The 16408-nt window shown below is 48.6% G+C and carries 11 protein-coding genes; all 11 read left to right on the top strand.

Annotation, left to right across the window (positions count from 1 at the left end; all coding sequences use genetic code 11):
• The first annotated feature begins 585 nt into the window (after positions 1-585).
• Positions 586-1971, top strand: a complete 1386-nt coding sequence (locus ASG85_RS16765; protein WP_060647064.1) for an alpha-glucosidase/alpha-galactosidase — start codon at positions 586-588, stop codon at positions 1969-1971.
• Positions 1972-1984: 13 nt separating this feature from the next.
• Positions 1985-3367 carry an MATE family efflux transporter gene (locus ASG85_RS16760; RefSeq protein WP_060647062.1) on the top strand — a complete coding sequence of 461 codons (1383 nt, stop codon included), beginning with the start codon at positions 1985-1987 and terminating at the stop codon, positions 3365-3367.
• A 23-nt stretch (positions 3368-3390) separates the two neighbouring features.
• The gene (locus ASG85_RS16755; RefSeq protein ID WP_060647060.1) at positions 3391-5601 is read left to right on the top strand and encodes an alpha-galactosidase; all 2211 of its coding nucleotides are present in this window, start codon (positions 3391-3393) and stop codon (positions 5599-5601) included.
• Between the two features lie 4 nt (positions 5602-5605).
• Positions 5606-5980: a cupin domain-containing protein gene (locus ASG85_RS16750; protein ID WP_057304904.1), complete on the top strand. Its 375-nt coding sequence runs from the start codon at positions 5606-5608 to the stop codon at positions 5978-5980.
• On the top strand, positions 5977-7755 hold the full coding sequence (locus ASG85_RS16745) for a glycoside hydrolase family 36 protein (RefSeq protein WP_060647057.1): 1779 nt from the start codon (positions 5977-5979) through the stop codon (positions 7753-7755). The genes ASG85_RS16750 and ASG85_RS16745 overlap by 4 nt, the downstream gene beginning before the upstream one ends.
• A gap of 32 nt (positions 7756-7787) precedes the next feature.
• A complete protein-coding gene (locus tag ASG85_RS16740) occupies positions 7788-8780 on the top strand; it encodes an aldo/keto reductase (protein ID WP_060647055.1) in 993 nt (330 codons plus the stop codon).
• Positions 8781-8913: 133 nt separating this feature from the next.
• Entirely contained in the window at positions 8914-9876 is a 963-nt protein-coding gene (locus ASG85_RS16735; protein ID WP_060647053.1) for a bile acid:sodium symporter family protein, read from the top strand.
• Positions 9877-10200: 324 nt separating this feature from the next.
• Entirely contained in the window at positions 10201-10449 is a 249-nt protein-coding gene (locus ASG85_RS39895; RefSeq protein ID WP_082588111.1) for a heterocycloanthracin/sonorensin family bacteriocin, read from the top strand.
• Between the two features lie 252 nt (positions 10450-10701).
• Entirely contained in the window at positions 10702-12663 is a 1962-nt protein-coding gene (locus ASG85_RS16730; RefSeq protein WP_060647051.1) for a putative thiazole-containing bacteriocin maturation protein, read from the top strand.
• Positions 12660-14603: a TOMM precursor leader peptide-binding protein gene (locus tag ASG85_RS16725; RefSeq protein ID WP_060647049.1), complete on the top strand. Its 1944-nt coding sequence runs from the start codon at positions 12660-12662 to the stop codon at positions 14601-14603. The genes ASG85_RS16730 and ASG85_RS16725 overlap by 4 nt, the downstream gene beginning before the upstream one ends.
• Before the next feature lie 132 nt (positions 14604-14735).
• Positions 14736-16316 (top strand): SagB family peptide dehydrogenase, encoded by a 1581-nt coding sequence (locus ASG85_RS16720; RefSeq protein WP_060647047.1) that lies wholly within the window; start codon positions 14736-14738, stop codon positions 16314-16316.
• Positions 16317-16408 lie beyond the last annotated feature (92 nt).

Genomic DNA, 16408 nt, shown 5'->3' with positions numbered 1-16408 from the left:
GTATTTCTTCTCCTAATCTTTTTCCCATTCCGGATCATCCCCTTTGTAAATAAGTTTAATTTATTTGAAAGGAGGACTCCAGTTTATTTAGGGGGCCTAGGAGCTTTTACTTTTTTATATAGCTTCTGGTGCATCGGTATTGGTTTTCAAGACGAAATTTGCAACTCCATTGGAATAATTCCAATCAAATGCTCTCTAGGGCTGTGAAAATCGCCATTCCATTGGATTTTTTCCAATGAAATGGCCCATTCCTTGTCTGAAGACGGACTTCTATTGGATCTTCTCCAATCTAATTAGGGGGCTTCTGAGAAATTGCATTTTAGCTATCGTAATTTACTACAATAGCTCAATAATCTAGCACATCCAAATACAAGACTGCTGGTGGTAAGATTTGAGTGGTAAGATTTAACTGGTAAAACTTGAATAATCCCCTGCCAGCTAAGGCCTTTCAGGATATATCCATCCTACGTACATAAAAGTGTAAAAAATCACAACCTGACTTAATTTTTGCCATCCCGAAATTTGGAATTGTTAACTATACTGGTACGTATGCAAGACGGTTCCGAGACAAGAAGGAGGGGCAACATGAAATTTGCTAATGAGAAAGTCAGCGATATCCAAATCGCTTATATTGGTGGAGGCTCGATGTATTGGGCGAAAAATCTGATTGCCGATCTGGCGTTAGATGGTCAATTGTCAGGCACCATTCGTTTGTACGACCTTGATTACGGCAAGGCCAAAAATAATGAAAAGCTGGGTAATTCGGTTTCAGATTATGCGGAGACGAAATCCAAATGGACTTACAAGGCGTATCCAACGCTCCAAGAGGCGCTAAGCGGATGCGATTTTGTGTTTATTTCAATCCTGCCCGGTACATTCCGGGAGATGGAATCTGATGTACATGAACCGGAGAAATACGGCATTTATCAGGCCGTTGGCGATACGACTGGACCCGGGGGCCTTGTCAGAGCTCTGCGCACCATTCCCATGTATGTGGAAATAGCACAAGCGATTGAGCGCTTTTCACCGGATGCTTGGGTGTTTAATTACACGAATCCAATGACACTCTGTACGCGGACGCTTTTTGAAGTATTTCCGAAAATTAAAGCACTTGGCTGCTGCCATGAGATTTTCGGTGTGCAAGGTCTTTTGATTCGTATGCTGCGGGATATGGAAGGGATTGAAGGTGTGCACCGGGATCAAGTGAAAGTGAATGTGCTGGGCATCAATCATTTTACTTGGATCGATCAAGCAACATATCAAAATATGGATCTAATTCCGATGTATCGGAAGTTTGTTGATACATACTTTGAATCCGGATTTGAGCATAACAAAGATGCCTGGGTCACGAACACGTATACGGCTGCCAACCGCGTAAAGTTTGATTTGTTTCGGCGCTATGGCGTTATTGCAGCGGCAGGTGATCGCCACTTGGCGGAATTTATGCCTCCTTGGTATTTGAAAGATCCAGAGACAGTTCGTTCATGGAAGTTCGGCTTAACGACGGTACAAAGCCGTGTCGACAAGCATGCAGCAACGGAACATTTTTACAGTAAGCTGCTACGTTCCGAGGAGAAGCTGCCGCTCAAGGCATCTGGAGAGGAAGAGGTCAGACAGTTAAAAGGTCTAATCGGACTTGAACAATTCGTGACCAATATTAATGTTCCCAACGTTGGACAAATGAAGGGAATTCCTTTGGGAGCGGTAGTAGAAACGAACGCTGTGTTCTCAGCGAATAGTTTGCGTCCGGTCTACGCGGGCGAGCTTCCGATGGAGGTCAATAATCTGGTCTTGCAACATACGATGAACCAGGAGCTTATTTTGAGGGCTGCTCTCCAAAAGGACAAAGACTTAGCTTTCAAGGCGTTTATCAACGATCCGCTTGTGAATATCGATATCCGCGATGCCGAGGTATTGTTCGATCAGATGCTGCAAAATACGAAAGCGTATTTGCCAGAATGGAGCATCTGATGGCAGGTCGGCCATGAGTGCAGGGTTAGAATTATCCTGCGAATCCGTCTCGATTGATCCGCAGGATGATAAAGCCGTTCGCCGGATGATTTTCAAGCTGGCAGGTCCATCTTTGACGGAAATGCTGCTCATGAATATGACCCAAATGGTGATGATGATTCTGGTCGGACACCTTGGGGCTATTGCCGTGGCGGCAGTGGGTTTAACAAGCCAACCTTACTTATTACTGACCGTCCTTTTTGCAGCGCTTAATACAGGTACAACCGTCATCGTCGCACGTTCCACAGGAGCGGGCAAAATGGGGGACGCGAATCTGGCCGCAGGGCAGTCGCTTCTGCTCGGTACCGTCCTGTCTGTCCTAATTGTTGCGATTGGAGTCACCTTTGCGGAGAGCATGCTCCGTATGATGGGAGCCAGCGCTGAGGTCGTTCAATATGGATTGCCATATGCGAAATTAATGTTTTTCTCCATTGGCTTCTCCTCTATCTCGTCTGCTTTATCTGCTATTCTGCGAGGGGCGGGAGACACACGGACTCCAATGAAAATCAATGTGCTGTCAGGATGCGTCAATGTTATCCTCGGATTTGTGCTGATTTACGGTCACCTCGATTTTCCGCAAATTGGCGTTAAGGGGGCGGCCATCGCTACTTTAGTGGTCCAGACCGGGGCTATGATTTGCTTTATAGCCGTCTTGTTCAGCGGCAGATTTGCAGTCCGTATCGGCTGGTCGGATATAAGTCGATTGGATAAGGCCATGATCAGACGCATGTTGAAGATAGGGATACCTAGCAGTCTAGAGCAGCTTATTATGAGATTAGGGATTATGACGTTTGTGAAAATCTGTGCTGGACTCGGGACCGTTGCCGTTGCGGCATCACAAATTGTAACAAGCATTATCGGGATATCGTTTATGCCGGGGGCTGCTTTTGCCATCGCAGCCTCTACGCTAGTTGGGCAAACCCTTGGCGTAAGTAAACCCGACCTCGCCGAACGATATGTGTGGCAAGTCAGAAAGTACGGCATGTTCGTGGCCGGTTTTATGGGAATGCTTTTTATTCTACTCGCTCCCCACATCCTCATGCTATATACGAATGATGAGACGATTATTCGCGAAGGGGCATGGGCGCTTCGGATCGTAGGTTTTATCCAGATATCTCAAATATCGCAGTTTGTTCTTGGAGGAGCGTTAAGAGGAGCAGGAGATACCCGGTACCCCTTATATTCGACATTCATTGGCGTGTGGGGAATAAGGGTTGTACTCAGTTACTTGTTTGTTTACGTCTTTCATTGGGGCATGATCGGTTTATGGAGCGCCGTTGCTTGCGATCAATTTCTCAGATCTAATTTGATTTATTTTAGGTTCAAACGCGGGGCGTGGAAGTATCTAAAGGTTTAATACGCAAAAGGAGACGCGGAATAATGGGGATTGTGTACGATTCGAATTCGCAAACTTTCCATCTTCAAGGGAAATCATCGAGCTATATCATGCAGCTGATCAAATCCAAATATTTGGCTCACGTTCATTGGGGACGCCAAATACGGGGAACCAATCCGGGGAATTTACTCGCTATAAGACGTCGCTGCTCTTTCTCGCCGTCCACGGACCCGAATGATCTAACGCTGTCTTTGGATACGTTGCCGCAGGAATTTCCGGCATACGGAGGCAGTGATTTTCGCGTTCCGGCCTATCAGGTTCAATTGGAAGACGGAACGACGGTCAGCGAACTCATCTATGAGTCCCATCGGATATACGCGGGAAAAGCACCGTTAGAGGGACTGCCGTCCACCTATACGGAGAATGACTGCGAAGCGGAAAGTATCGATATCGTGTTGGTTGATCCAACGATTGGTTTGAAGGCTATACTCACTTATACCGTATTTCTTGATTGTGATGCGATAACCCGGTCTGTTCGGTTCATGAATGTGGGAAATCAGTCAATCAAGCTGCTTCGAGCATTGAGCTTCGGTATTGATATATCCCACTGCGATTTCGATATGCTTCATTTATCAGGCACATGGGCGCGTGAGCGTCATATCGAAAGACGTCCCATTCTAACAGGTGGGTCTGTCATTGAGAGCCGCCGGGGGTCTAGCAGCCATTCGCTCAACCCCTTTATGGCCCTGCTTTCCAAGCAAGCGGATGAAGACCATGGAGAAGCCTATGGATTCAGTCTTGTCTACAGCGGCAGCTTTGTTGCTCAAGCCGAAGTGGATCCTTACGGAACGACCCGTGTAGTGATGGGCATCAACTCATTTGATTTTTCTTGGCTCTTGGAGCCTGGGCAAACCTTCCAAACGCCTGAGGCAGTTCTCGTCTATTCCGCGGAAGGTATCGGCGGGATGTCGCGCACGTATCACAGGCTGTATCGCACACGATTATGCCGTGGACAATTCCGCGATCGTCACCGGCCGATTCTGATCAACAACTGGGAAGCCACCTATTTTAATTTCAACGCGGATAAAATTGAAGAGCTTGCACGAGTCGGCAAGGAGCTCGGTTTAGAGCTTCTAGTGCTGGACGACGGTTGGTTTGGCAAGCGTGACAATGATAAAAGCTCACTCGGAGATTGGTTCGTTGATCGAGGTAAGCTCCCGCAAGGCATGCCGGATTTGGTAAGCCGTGTGAAGCAGCAAGATCTAGAGTTCGGTCTATGGTTTGAGCCTGAAATGGTATCCCCGGACAGCGACCTGTATCGGGCCCATCCTGACTGGTGCCTCCACATACCTGGCCGGCGGAGGACAGAAGCGAGACAGCAGTTGATTCTAGATTATTCGCGTCAAGATGTAAGAGACTACATCGTAACGGTCATCACCGATATTCTTGCGAGCAGTCCAATCACCTATGTGAAGTGGGATATGAACCGCAATATGACGGAAATCGGTTCTGCCCAGCTCCCGCCTGAGCGGCAGCGTGAAACGGCTCACCGTTATATGCTCGGACTGTATGAAGTGATGGAACGGATAACCTCCGCATTCCCGAGCGTGTTGTTCGAAAGCTGTTCCGGTGGGGGCGGAAGGTTCGATCCTGGGATGCTCTACTATATGCCGCAGACGTGGACGAGCGATAATACGGATGCGGTAGAACGGCTGAAAATTCAATATGGAACGAGTATCGTTTACCCAATCAGCACGATGGGCGCTCATGTTTCCGCAGTTCCTAACCATCAAGTGCATCGTACGACGCCGCTCGATATGCGGGGGAGTGTGGCGATGTCGGGTAATTTTGGCTACGAGCTGGATTTGACCGCATTTACGGAAACGGAAAAGGAAGCCGTGAAGAAGCAAGTTTCGCTTTATAAACAATTGCGGCCGCTGATCCAATTCGGCGAATTTTACCGTTTGATCAGCCCTTTTGAACACATTAGCGCTGCTTGGATGTTTGTTTCCGAGGATAAGAAGGAAGCGTTGGTCGCTTTTTTCCAAGCACTGTCGGAGCCGAATGCACCCCTCAGGAAGCTGCGATTGAAGGGTTTAGCGGCAGAGAGCAATTACTTACTTTACGATGCGGAAGATCAAGGCAATGGTGTGGAAATATTTGGCGGGGATGAGCTCATGCATGTGGGTCTAAATTTACCGATCTGGAAAGGCGATTTCCGAAGCCGCCTTTACCGCTTGAAAATGGAGGAATGACAAGATGAAAAAGCTGCGTTTGAGCGATTTGCAGGATAAGAGGAACGGCCACATTTTGCAGGATGTTTTACCAGGTGCTTATTTATCTTCAGGCGGTCTTTCATTCGCGAAACGGGGAGAGCGCAGTCACACGAACGATGGACCGGATGGAAGGGACTACCATGTCCATGGCGATTGTGAAGCTTTCCTTATTTTGCAGGGAAGCGGAACGATGGAAATAAACGGGGAGCATATTCCGGTAACAACCGGGGATATCGTGATTGTTGAACCAGGTGAGGATCATCACCTCAATTCGAGTGAGGATGACCCGATTGTCACCGTGTGGTGCCATGCAGGCCCGAATCGTCATAAGAATCAACAGCAGGAGGACGCAGTATGAACAAAATCATAAACACGGATAGCCATACCTTTACTTTATCGGGTGAGGATCATGGGTTTACTGTCACGCTGTTTACGAAAAAGCTGCAGGAGGGAATCGATCTCATCACGCTGCAATTGGAAGCAGTGGAGGCGCTGACGCCTCCCGTTTTTACACTTCAATGGTCGCATTCCGCCTGTGACATTCAGGGCAGTTGGCATCCAGCCCAGGACCGGAATAAGAGCTTTAAAGCCGACTGGATGCGCACATTACGTTCCAACGCGGCTGCGTCGGCTCCTGTTTACGCCTTATTTAATAGTGTGGGCCGCAATAGGCTTACATTTGCTTATTCGGATGCACTTAACACGGTGCACTATTCGGGAGGCATCAGCGAGGAAACGGCCGATTTCCATTGCCGCATTCGATTGTTTACAGAAACGACGGCGCCTTTCACATCTTATGAGGCGAAGCTGCTCGTAGATACGAGAGATATTCCTTATTATGAAAGCCTTCAGGGCATTCAAGAGTGGTGGAGCGCCATGCCGGAATATCGCCCGGCCTACGTTCCTGCGGCTGCTAAGGAGCCGATGTATTCGACCTGGTACAGTATGCATCAGAATGTAACAGATACACATATCGAAGAGCAGTGCCGAATCGCCAAGAAGTTGGGGATGGAAGCCGTCATCGTGGACGATGGCTGGCAGACGGAAGATAACCGCAGGGGGTATGCGTACTGCGGCGATTGGGAGACTTATAATGGCAAATTTCCCGATATGAAGCGGCATGTTGAAGCGGTTCATGAGCTAGGCATGAAGTTTATTCTCTGGTACTCAGTTCCTTTCATCGGCAAATACAGTAAGGTGTGGGATCGATTCAAAGATAAGATTCTGCGATTTAACGAAAATCATGGGGCAGCCGTGCTCGATCCGAGATACCCTGATGTCCGAGAGTATATCATCAATAAATATGAAGAAGCAGTGAAAGAATGGGGCTTGGACGGCTTCAAGCTTGATTTCATTGATACGTTTTATTCACCTGAACTGCAGCTTCCCTCAACAGCCCCCGGCAAGGACTATGAGTCTATACCAGCAGCCGTTGACCGTTTATTGACGGATTCTATCGGCAGATTGAGAGAATTAAATCCCGATATCATGATCGAATTCCGCCAGATGTATATCGGTCCTGCCATGCGCAAATACGGCAATATGTTCCGGGCAGCGGACTGTCCGAATGACAGCATCCAGAACCGAGTGCGTACGTTGGACATTAGGCTGATTTGTGGAGATACGGCTGCTCATGCGGATATGATCATGTGGCATCCTGAGGAACCCGTTGAAAGCGCCGCCTTGCAGCTAATTAATTGCCTCTTCTCGGTGCCTCAAGTATCCGTCCTCTTGGATAAGCTTCCTTCCAATCACTTGAAAATGCTTGAATACTGGCTTTCCTTCTGGAAGAAGAACCGTGATCTGCTGTTAGAAGGTCGTATTGAGCCTATGAACCCAGAGCTGTTGTATCCGCTAGTCCGTGCTTTTAAAGACAATAGAGGGTTTATTGTTGCCTACCATGACAGAATTGTGCCTATGGATGCGTCAGAACTGGTGTCCGAGTGGACTGTGGTGAACGGTAGAAGAGAGGATGGACTTTATCTAGAGGTTACTGGTGAGGTTGGAGCAGCGAAAGTGATCATTAAGAATTGCTGTGGTGACATTGTAGAGGAGTTGTCTGCCATACTGACTACAGGCATTCATAAGCTTGCGGTTCCGGCCTCGGGTCTCGCAACCATCTCTATTCAATAGAACTTATGGCAAGCACAAAAGGAGGATCATCGATGAACTATTTAGCTAATGAAGGTAGATATGCAGAAATGCCATACAATCGAAGCGGAAAGAGCGGCCTTAAGCTGCCTCCGATCTCATTTGGATTATGGCATAATTTTGGAAGCGTTGATGTATTCGAGAATAGTAGGGCCTTAGCGCGCCACGCGTTTGACTTGGGGATTACGCATTTTGATCTTGCGAATAACTATGGTCCATCGGCAGGCTCTGCGGAGGAAACGTTCGGACAAATTGTGAAGAAAGATCTTCACCCATACCGTGATGAGCTGATTATTGCCACCAAAGCAGGCTATCGCATGTGGGACGGTCCGTACGGGGAGCGGGGCTCCCGTAAAAGCATGCTAGCTAGCCTTGACCAGAGCTTGAAGCGACTTGGGATGGACTATGTCGATATTTATTATTCGCACCGTTTTGACGCTGAAACACCTCTGGAAGAAACAATGAGCGCCTTGGATCAGGCTGTGCGGCAAGGAAAAGCGCTATATGTAGGTGTGTCCAATTATAATGCGGAGCAAACGGAGCAAGCAGCAGCTATTTTGAAAGGTCTCGGTACTCCGTTCATCATCCATCAAGTGCACTATTCGATGTTCGAAAGAAGGTTGGAGCAGGGCTTGCAAGACATATTAGCAAGAGAAGGCGTGGGGTCAATCGCTTATAGCCCTCTAGCCAGGGGGTTACTGACGGATCGTTACTTGGAAAACATTCCGGCGGATTCCCGTGCGGCAGGTGGCAGTGTGTTTCTAAGACCTAAGGATATTACTGAGGAGAAGATTGCTAAGTCTCGTCTTTTGAATGTATTAGCTCAGGAGCGTGGACAAAGCCTTGCCCAGATGGCTTTAGCTTGGGTTCTTCGCAAGGGATATGTTACTTCAGCATTAATTGGGGCAAGTAAAGTGAGTCAGCTTGACGATAATGTGGCAGCTCTGAAGCAGCCTACTTTCACTCAAGAAGAATTGGATCTTATTGATCAAATTCTTGGGGGTTGAAGTTTTCGACCAGATCTTATTGACGGAGGAAGATAGTTCTAGCCTTGCTCTTTGCAGGATTTGCATTAGTGGGAACCGAAGTATACGGAGCTATGGAAAAGTCTCACTATCAAAGACAAAAGAAGGTTGTGTTATGCTAATCCGATTGAATAAAGTACTCGAAAAAGCGATGCCTTTTGTAACGCCATCTGCTGTTATTGTTGGGTTAATTTGCTCAGCTTGGCTGCATCATCTTAGCTTTCTAGTACCGTGGATATTTGCTGCAATGACGTTTGCCGGAAGTATTGGATCTAATTTTAAGGATTTACATAGAGTGATGATGCATCCGTTTCCGATAATAGCCAACTTTATCATTTTGCATCTTGCGATGCCGTTACTGGGATGGGGGGCCGGCTCGATCTTTTTCCCGGGTGATGATTTGACACAGACTGGATTTGTGCTCCTGTTCGTTATTCCTACCGGGGTTGTCAGCCTGGTGTGGGTTACCATATACGGGGGAAATATAGCGCTCACTTTGGCGCTCATCTTACTGGATACGCTGCTTTCTCCATTGATTGTGCCGCTTAGTCTCTCTCTCATTGTTGGAGCTAAGGTGCATATGGACCCATGGGATATAATGAGTGGGTTATTCTTAATGGTTGTGATCCCTTCATTGCTTGGCATGCTGCTTAATCAATGGACGAAAGGCAGAATTAAAACAACCTGGGGGCCGCGGTTGGCGCCCTTTTCAAAAATAGGACTTTTTGTGGTTGTTGCGATTAATTCTTCGGTCATTGCTCCTTATCTGAAAGACATGAATGGTCAGTTGGTAAAAATCATTGCTGTTTCTTTCGCATGTGCAACCATCGGTTATTTGGCAGGATGGCTTGTGTCCCGGATGATGAGGTGGGACCGCGAAGTTACAATTGCTCTCACCTTCAATTCGGGGATGCGAAACTTGAGTGCGGGTGCCGTGCTCGCTATCAGCTTTTTTCCGCCGCCTGTTGCGCTTCCGGTTGTCGCAGGTATGCTTTTTCAACAAATCCTAGCGGCTTTATACGGGCAGCGTCTGGCTAAGAGGTATGGCTTGAACGGTCATACAGCCAAGGCAGCCTAAAGAGAACGAGGCTTCACTTGGAAAGAATGAAGTTGAATTGGAAAAATAAGCAAAAACGAAAAGCAAAAGGAGCTCAGCCAGTTGAACTTGGCTAAGCTTTTTTTGCATTTCAAACAACCATGGAGGTTGCTTGATAATGCGTATCAAATGATGAATGGATTTAGGAAGTGCATTAAAATATAGGCATTTAGATCAGTAACAAGAGCGGAACTAAGTTCATATGTTGTCATGGGAGTACTCGAATAAATTGGCGGATCTCAAAGGGAAGTTGTTTCCTGATTATCCGCTGCCGGCACAACTATCTATCAAACGGAGGTTGGAAAAATGAATGATTTTCAAAATGATCTAAAGAATTTGAATGTTTCCGAGTTCAAGGCGAGTGAGGCGACAGCTTGGAACGCTCAAAACCAGCAAGATGCTCGATTATGCTTCGTTTGTTTCGTTTGCACCAATTGCGCCACTTGCACCAATTGTTTCAATTGCTTCAACTGTTTCAATTGTCATCAATGCCACAACTGTCATAACTGTCATAACTGCCATAATTGCCACAACTGTCATAACTGTCATCGTTGAGGACATTGAGGCGGTTTTGCCCGTTGTTTCTAGCCTCCAGACGGAAACAGTGGATACCTAATGAGTAGAGTTAAGCCCCTGCGGCCAGCGGCAACCCAGGGGTTTTTTTTCATGTCTACTTAAGGAACGCTTCACTACATTGGCTGCATGGGCTTTCTTGAAAGAATAAGACATGAGGGACAAATAGCTGTACATAGAATTATTTGTGAAGAGTTGAGGCATATCGGGAACAACTTACAGAGGAGGAATAGAATGATAAATTTGAACCCTTCGATGCGACTGAAGGTGAAAAGGGATACGTTTTTTCTCCCTAATCCAAATGGTAGTGTGTATTTTCGAAACAATGTAAGTTCGTTCCGTATGGAAGGAGAATTAATCGATCAGTGGATTGAAAAACTGCTACCGATATTCAACGGAGAACATAGGTTGGAGGATTTGACAGACGGATTGCCGGACCAACACCGGAATCAGGTTTATAGAATTGCAGAAATGTTGTATCGTAATGGCTTTGTTCGGGATGTGAGCCAAGACGCTCCACATCAATTGCCGCAAGAGGTTCTCAAAAAGTATGCTTCTCAAATTGAATTTTTGGACAATTTCGGTAATTCGGGTGCGTACCGGTTTCAGTCCTATCGTCAGTCCAAAGTTTTGACGGTGGGCTCTGGCCCATTTTTGCTCTCAGTCATTTCTGCGCTGCTTGCATCCGGATTGCCCAAGTTTCACGTACTAATTTCGGGCTCAGAGCCGACTGATCGGGAGCGGTTGCTAGAACTGGCGGCACATGCCCGTAAAACGGACCCGGAAGTGGCAATAGAGGAGGTTACCCTGCAGAAGGAAGGGGTTAGTAGTTGGCGGGAGGCTGTGAGGTCGTTTGATTCGATTTTGTTTGTGTCACAGGAGGGTGGTATCGAGGAACTACGGGTTCTTCATACGGTTTGCAGAGAGGAGAAGAAGACGTTTCTTCCCGCAGTGTGTCTACAGCAGGTGGGACTGGCGGGTCCGCTAGTGCATCCGGACTTTGAGGGATGCTGGGAGTCAGCGTGTCGCAGAATACACGAATCCGCGATTCGTAAAGACCCTCAGCTGCACACCTTTTCTTCCACAGCGGGAGCGATGTTAGCGAATGTGATCGTGTTTGAATTGTTAAAAAAGATTACGAGAGCGAACGATTTGGAGCTTAGTAATCAGTTCTTCCTGCTTAATCTGGAGACTTTGGAAGGAAGATGGCATTCGTTCATGCCCCATCCGCTTGTGACCGGACGCATTGCAGCTGAATGGATTCACGATTTCGAACTGCAGCTCGAACGGAGATCAAGCAAAAGTGAAAATGGATTGCTTCCTTACTTCAGCAGGTTGACATCGGCGGAGTCAGGGATATTCCATATTTGGGAAGAGGGGGATTTAAAGCAGCTGCCGCTCTCTCAGTGTCGCGTACAGGCAGTCGATCCGCTATCGGAAGGGGCGGCTGGGCTACTGCCCGACATTGTTTGTGCCGATCTGACGCATGAAGGAGCTAGGCGGGAAGCGGGGCTAGCCGGGATTGAAGCGTATGTGTCGCGAATGGTCGGCCTGCTCGTTTCTACACTTCCATCCCAACAGGAATCAGAAGGCAGCAGGTTTGAACCGCAGGAATTTATCGGCGTCGGAGCGGGAGAAACGGTTGCGGAAGGCATTGGCCGAGGGTTGCAAATGTGTTTGGCCGAGATACTGAGCAAGCAATTGTCGTGTCAGTTGCCTTCTGTCTTTCGAGTAAAGTTGTCTGATATAGAAGATAAGCACTGCCAGTTTTATTTGCAAGCTTTGACCACGATGAAGGGGGTACCGATAATTGGCTTGGGAGAGGAAGTGTCCGGATTCCCTGTGGTATGGGTCGGTACGAGTGATCACTGGTATGGCGGTGTAGGCTTGAATGTAACCCTGGCGTTGCGGGATGCTTTGCAACAGGCTCTGTTGGAGGCACAAAACCAACCGGCTCGCCTCACATCGCAAGTATTGGAGGTTTCGTCCGTGCGTCTGGCAGAACAGTTGCCACTAAGCCTTGTGATCTCCTCATGTGGAGCGAATGCAAAATCGGAGGTTCTTCAGTCTGCCTTGCAGGTCTTGGAACGGAACCGTAAGCGGATCTTGGTCATCGATCTGGCATCAGAATCGTTTATGAAAGAGGAAATGGCTGGAGTGTTAGGCGTGTTGCTGCGAGAGGAGGGTTCCCGGTGAGCGATATCGTTATGATTGTTGGAAATGGGGTGTTGGCAGACTGCGTGTACGAAGAACTGTCAGCCCATTTCGAGGTCGTACGTCAAATCGATTTCGAGGCAGGCGTACCGGAAGCGGTCGATTTGGCTCTGGTACTGCACGATGCTTGGCATCCTCATGTTCATCAAAAGGCGGAAGAGCTGCTGCAGCCAGCCGGCATCCCTTGGTTGCGCGGCTTCGTTTCATTTGGCGAGGGCGTGATCGGGCCTCTGGTAAGTCCGGGTACAAGCGGGTGTTCCCAGTGTGCAGACACGCGGCGTCTCATGGCGGGACGCGAGCGAAGGGAGATGCGGGATCTACAGATGAGGCTGGTAGCGCACGAGGGCATATCGAGTGACGCATGGGCGTCGCGTACAGGACTTTTGCAGATGGCTCACCTGCTGGTGGTGGAGGCACGGAGGAGGTTACAAGGCAATCCGGTTTACACGGCAGGGAAGGTGTTTTTGATCAACCTAAAAACGCTGGAGAGCACCCTTCACTTCTTTCTCCCAGACCCGCTGTGTCCTGTTTGTAGTCGTTTGCCTGATGACTCATCAACAGCAGCCCAAATTTCGTTGCAACCAAGTCCGAAGATTAGCTCAGAAAGTTACCGCTCCCGCTCGATGGATGATCTGAATAAAGTTCTAACCAAAGACTATCTGGATTACCGGACTGGCTTTTTGAATGGGAAAATGATGGACCTTGCGTCGCCATTTGCCGATGTGAGTGTGAATCTGCCGTTGTTCACAGAGGACGTGGGGACGGCAGGGAGGACTCATTCCTATGCAGTGAGCGAGCCCACCGCTATTTTGGAGGGGTTAGAACGGTACTGCGGTCTGGCACCACGAGGTAAACGGACGGTAGTCCATGGCAGCTTCCGCCAGTTGGAAGATCAAGCGCTCGACCCCGTCAAGGTAGGGATGCACACGAAGGAACAGTATGCTCAGCCGGGGTTTCCGTTCACAACGTTCGATCCTAACCAGCCAATCCATTGGGTATGGGGCTATTCGTTTTTGCAAGAGCGACCGATTCTGGTTCCAGAGCAGCTCTCTTATTACAGCATGGGCTGCAGGCATGGTTTCGTGTCCGAGTCTTCCAACGGCTGCGCGTTAGGAGGAAGTTTGGAGGAAGCGATTTTTTACGGCATATTGGAAGTGGTGGAGCGAGATTCTTTTCTGATGACTTGGTATGCGCAGCTGTCTCTCCCGCGCCTTGACCCTTATTCGGCTAACGACCAAGAATTGCGGTTGATGATCGATCGTTTACGAGCCGTGGCGGGGTTTGATGTGTATTTCTTTAACTCTACGATGGAGCACGGGATTCCAAGCGTTTGGGGGGTAGCGAAAAACAGGAAACAAACAGGAGTGAATCTCATCTGTGCGGCCGGAGCTCATCCTGATCCTGTACGGGCGGTGAAAGGCGCGGTTCACGAGTTGGCCAGCATGGTACTGAATCTGGATAAGAAATTTGAGGCGAACCGGGAGGAGTATGTTCGGATGTTTCACGATTCCTCCCTCGTGCAGCAGATGGAGGATCATTCACTTCTGTACGGTTTGCCGAAAGCGCAGGAGCGCCTGCAATTTCTGCTGGATGAGAATCGCCCTATGCGAAAGTTTGAGGAGGAATTTAAGCGGAAAGTAAGGCATGCTGATTTAACGGACGATCTGAAGGACATTCTTCAGGCATTCCGCCGATTGAGTCTCGATGTGATCGTGGTGAATCTGACAGCGCCGGAAATCAATCGAAATGGACTTCATTGCGTGAAAGTGCTGATCCCAGGGATGCTGCCGATGACATTCGGTCATCAATTTACCCGCGTGGTAGGGTTAGAGCGTGTATTGAGGGTACCGATGGAACTTGGATATGCGAAGCAGCCGCTGAGGCTAGAACATCTCAATCCATATCCGCATCCGTTTCCATAGGGTGTTAAGCCACGCATATCAGACCGCCAACCGTCGACGAATGATGCCTTCGTACCAACTATTTTAAGCTGTGGTATCAAATATAGAAACGTGGCGTGGTTGACAACCTTGTTCATATCAGGAGGGAGAAGGATGAGTCTGAAGGCTTTTCTGCACAATCTGCATTATGACATTGACAAGACCAAACCGCCGGATTTGGTGGTGGATTGGGAGGATCGACCGCTTCCATATAAGCTCTACCGCGGTTTGCCTGTTGTTCCGCTATCTCCGGAAGTACCGCTGACGCTTGAAGGCAGCGAAGCGCCAGTGAAACCCGACCTCCGTCGAATGGGCCATTTTCTCTGGTACATATTCGGGCTCACGCAATTGTCCCAGTCAGTCCCTGCCTCGAATTCCATGGTACAAAACATGGGTCTGCTGAAGTTGTACCGGCGGTTTGCTCCCTCAGGGGGAGCCTTATATCCGAATGAATTATACGTGTATCTGAAGCTAGAGGATTTGCGGGCAGGGGTATATCATTATGATGTGGCGCACCACCGTTTGGTGTTGCTGCGCGAAGGCAATTTCGATTCATATTTATCCCGGGCTCTTGGCAAACGATGTGACATGTCAGGCTGCTTTGGTGCTGTTTTTGTGTCGACCCTGTTTTGGAAAAACTTCTTTAAATACAATAACTTTTCCTACCGCCTGCAAGGACTGGATGCAGGTGCGCTGATCGGGCAGCTCTTGGAAGTGGCCAAACGGTTTGGCTTTGCGTCAGGGGTGTATTTCCAGTTTCTTGACCGGGCCGTGAATGATCTTCTCGGAGTGTCTGAACAAGAGGAAAGCGTGTATGCGGTGATTCCACTGTCGGTGGAGCCTGCGATCCCATGGTTTGCCAATAGGGATGAGGGAGAGGAGGGGGTCTCTGCCACCGAATTGTGCCGGGAGTTGAGGTCGGTTGAGCATGATCACTACGTCCGGTCCCGGAGGGTCAAGGAGTTTCCGATGCTTATCAAGATGAATGAAGCATCCCGATTGGAATCGCTTAGGCCGTTAGGGCGAATTGGGGAAGGTAAGATCGTTCACTGCGAGGATCAAGCGGTTGCTCTGCCCCGTGTGAAGCGGCTCTTGTATGATCTGGCATCAGTAAGTCGTCAACGGTTTTCACCGGACGGTGATTTTGTAATGGGCAAGATAAGCCAAGAACAGTTGGCCTTGCTGCTGCAGGAGGCAACATCTTCCTTCAGGTATCGGAATGATTTGGATGGAGCACATGAGAACCCTGTTTCACGCGTCTCACTATACGTCTGTTTGTATAACATTGAGGGCATCCCGAACGGCGCTTACTATTATGACAGTGCTGCTCATACGTTATGCCGGGTACGTCATGGAGATCATCGGCTCAGGCTGCAGCAGGGAATGCCTTCCGACAACGTGAACTTGTTTCAAGTTCCGTTATGCTTTCATGTGGCAGGGGACAAGGAGCATCTCTTAACTGCCCTGGGGTATAGGGGGTACCGCATCCAACAGATGGAAGCAGGGATGCTCGTTCAGCGTTTACTGTTGGCGGCATCCGCTATCGGGATAGGGGGACATCCGCTTCTAGGATTTGATGCGAGCTTGTGTGATGAGATCTACAAGATGGCTTCGCGAGGAATTACCAGCCTGATCCAAATCCCGGTTGGACCATATCGTCATTGCCCGCGATTGGTAGGAGGTTTGCACGGCTAGAAGAGGCGTATGTGAAAGCTCTTGTGTCGTATAAATAAGTAAGAGCACTGACTAATAGGTCGGTGCTCCTTCTTATTTATGGAGAAAAACGG

It is taken from the genome of Paenibacillus sp. Soil724D2 (assembly GCF_001427935.1).
GTDB lineage: Bacteria > Bacillota > Bacilli > Paenibacillales > NBRC-103111 > Paenibacillus_E.
Note: the sequence above shows the minus strand (reverse complement) of the source record. Positions and strands in the feature narration are given on the sequence as shown.

Bases quoted from the DNA above. Each gene is read 5' to 3' on its own strand.
- ASG85_RS16765 (WP_060647064.1), top strand. From the start codon at position 586: ATGAAATTTGCTAATGAGAAAGTCAGCGATATCCAAATCGCTTATATT.
- ASG85_RS16760 (WP_060647062.1), top strand. From the start codon at position 1,985: ATGAGTGCAGGGTTAGAATTATCCTGCGAATCCGTCTCGATTGATCCG.
- ASG85_RS16755 (WP_060647060.1), top strand. From the start codon at position 3,391: ATGGGGATTGTGTACGATTCGAATTCGCAAACTTTCCATCTTCAAGGG.
- ASG85_RS16750 (WP_057304904.1), top strand. From the start codon at position 5,606: ATGAAAAAGCTGCGTTTGAGCGATTTGCAGGATAAGAGGAACGGCCAC.
- ASG85_RS16745 (WP_060647057.1), top strand. From the start codon at position 5,977: ATGAACAAAATCATAAACACGGATAGCCATACCTTTACTTTATCGGGT.
- ASG85_RS16740 (WP_060647055.1), top strand. From the start codon at position 7,788: ATGAACTATTTAGCTAATGAAGGTAGATATGCAGAAATGCCATACAAT.
- ASG85_RS16735 (WP_060647053.1), top strand. From the start codon at position 8,914: ATGCTAATCCGATTGAATAAAGTACTCGAAAAAGCGATGCCTTTTGTA.
- ASG85_RS39895 (WP_082588111.1), top strand. From the start codon at position 10,201: ATGAATGATTTTCAAAATGATCTAAAGAATTTGAATGTTTCCGAGTTC.
- ASG85_RS16730 (WP_060647051.1), top strand. From the start codon at position 10,702: ATGATAAATTTGAACCCTTCGATGCGACTGAAGGTGAAAAGGGATACG.
- ASG85_RS16720 (WP_060647047.1), top strand. From the start codon at position 14,736: ATGAGTCTGAAGGCTTTTCTGCACAATCTGCATTATGACATTGACAAG.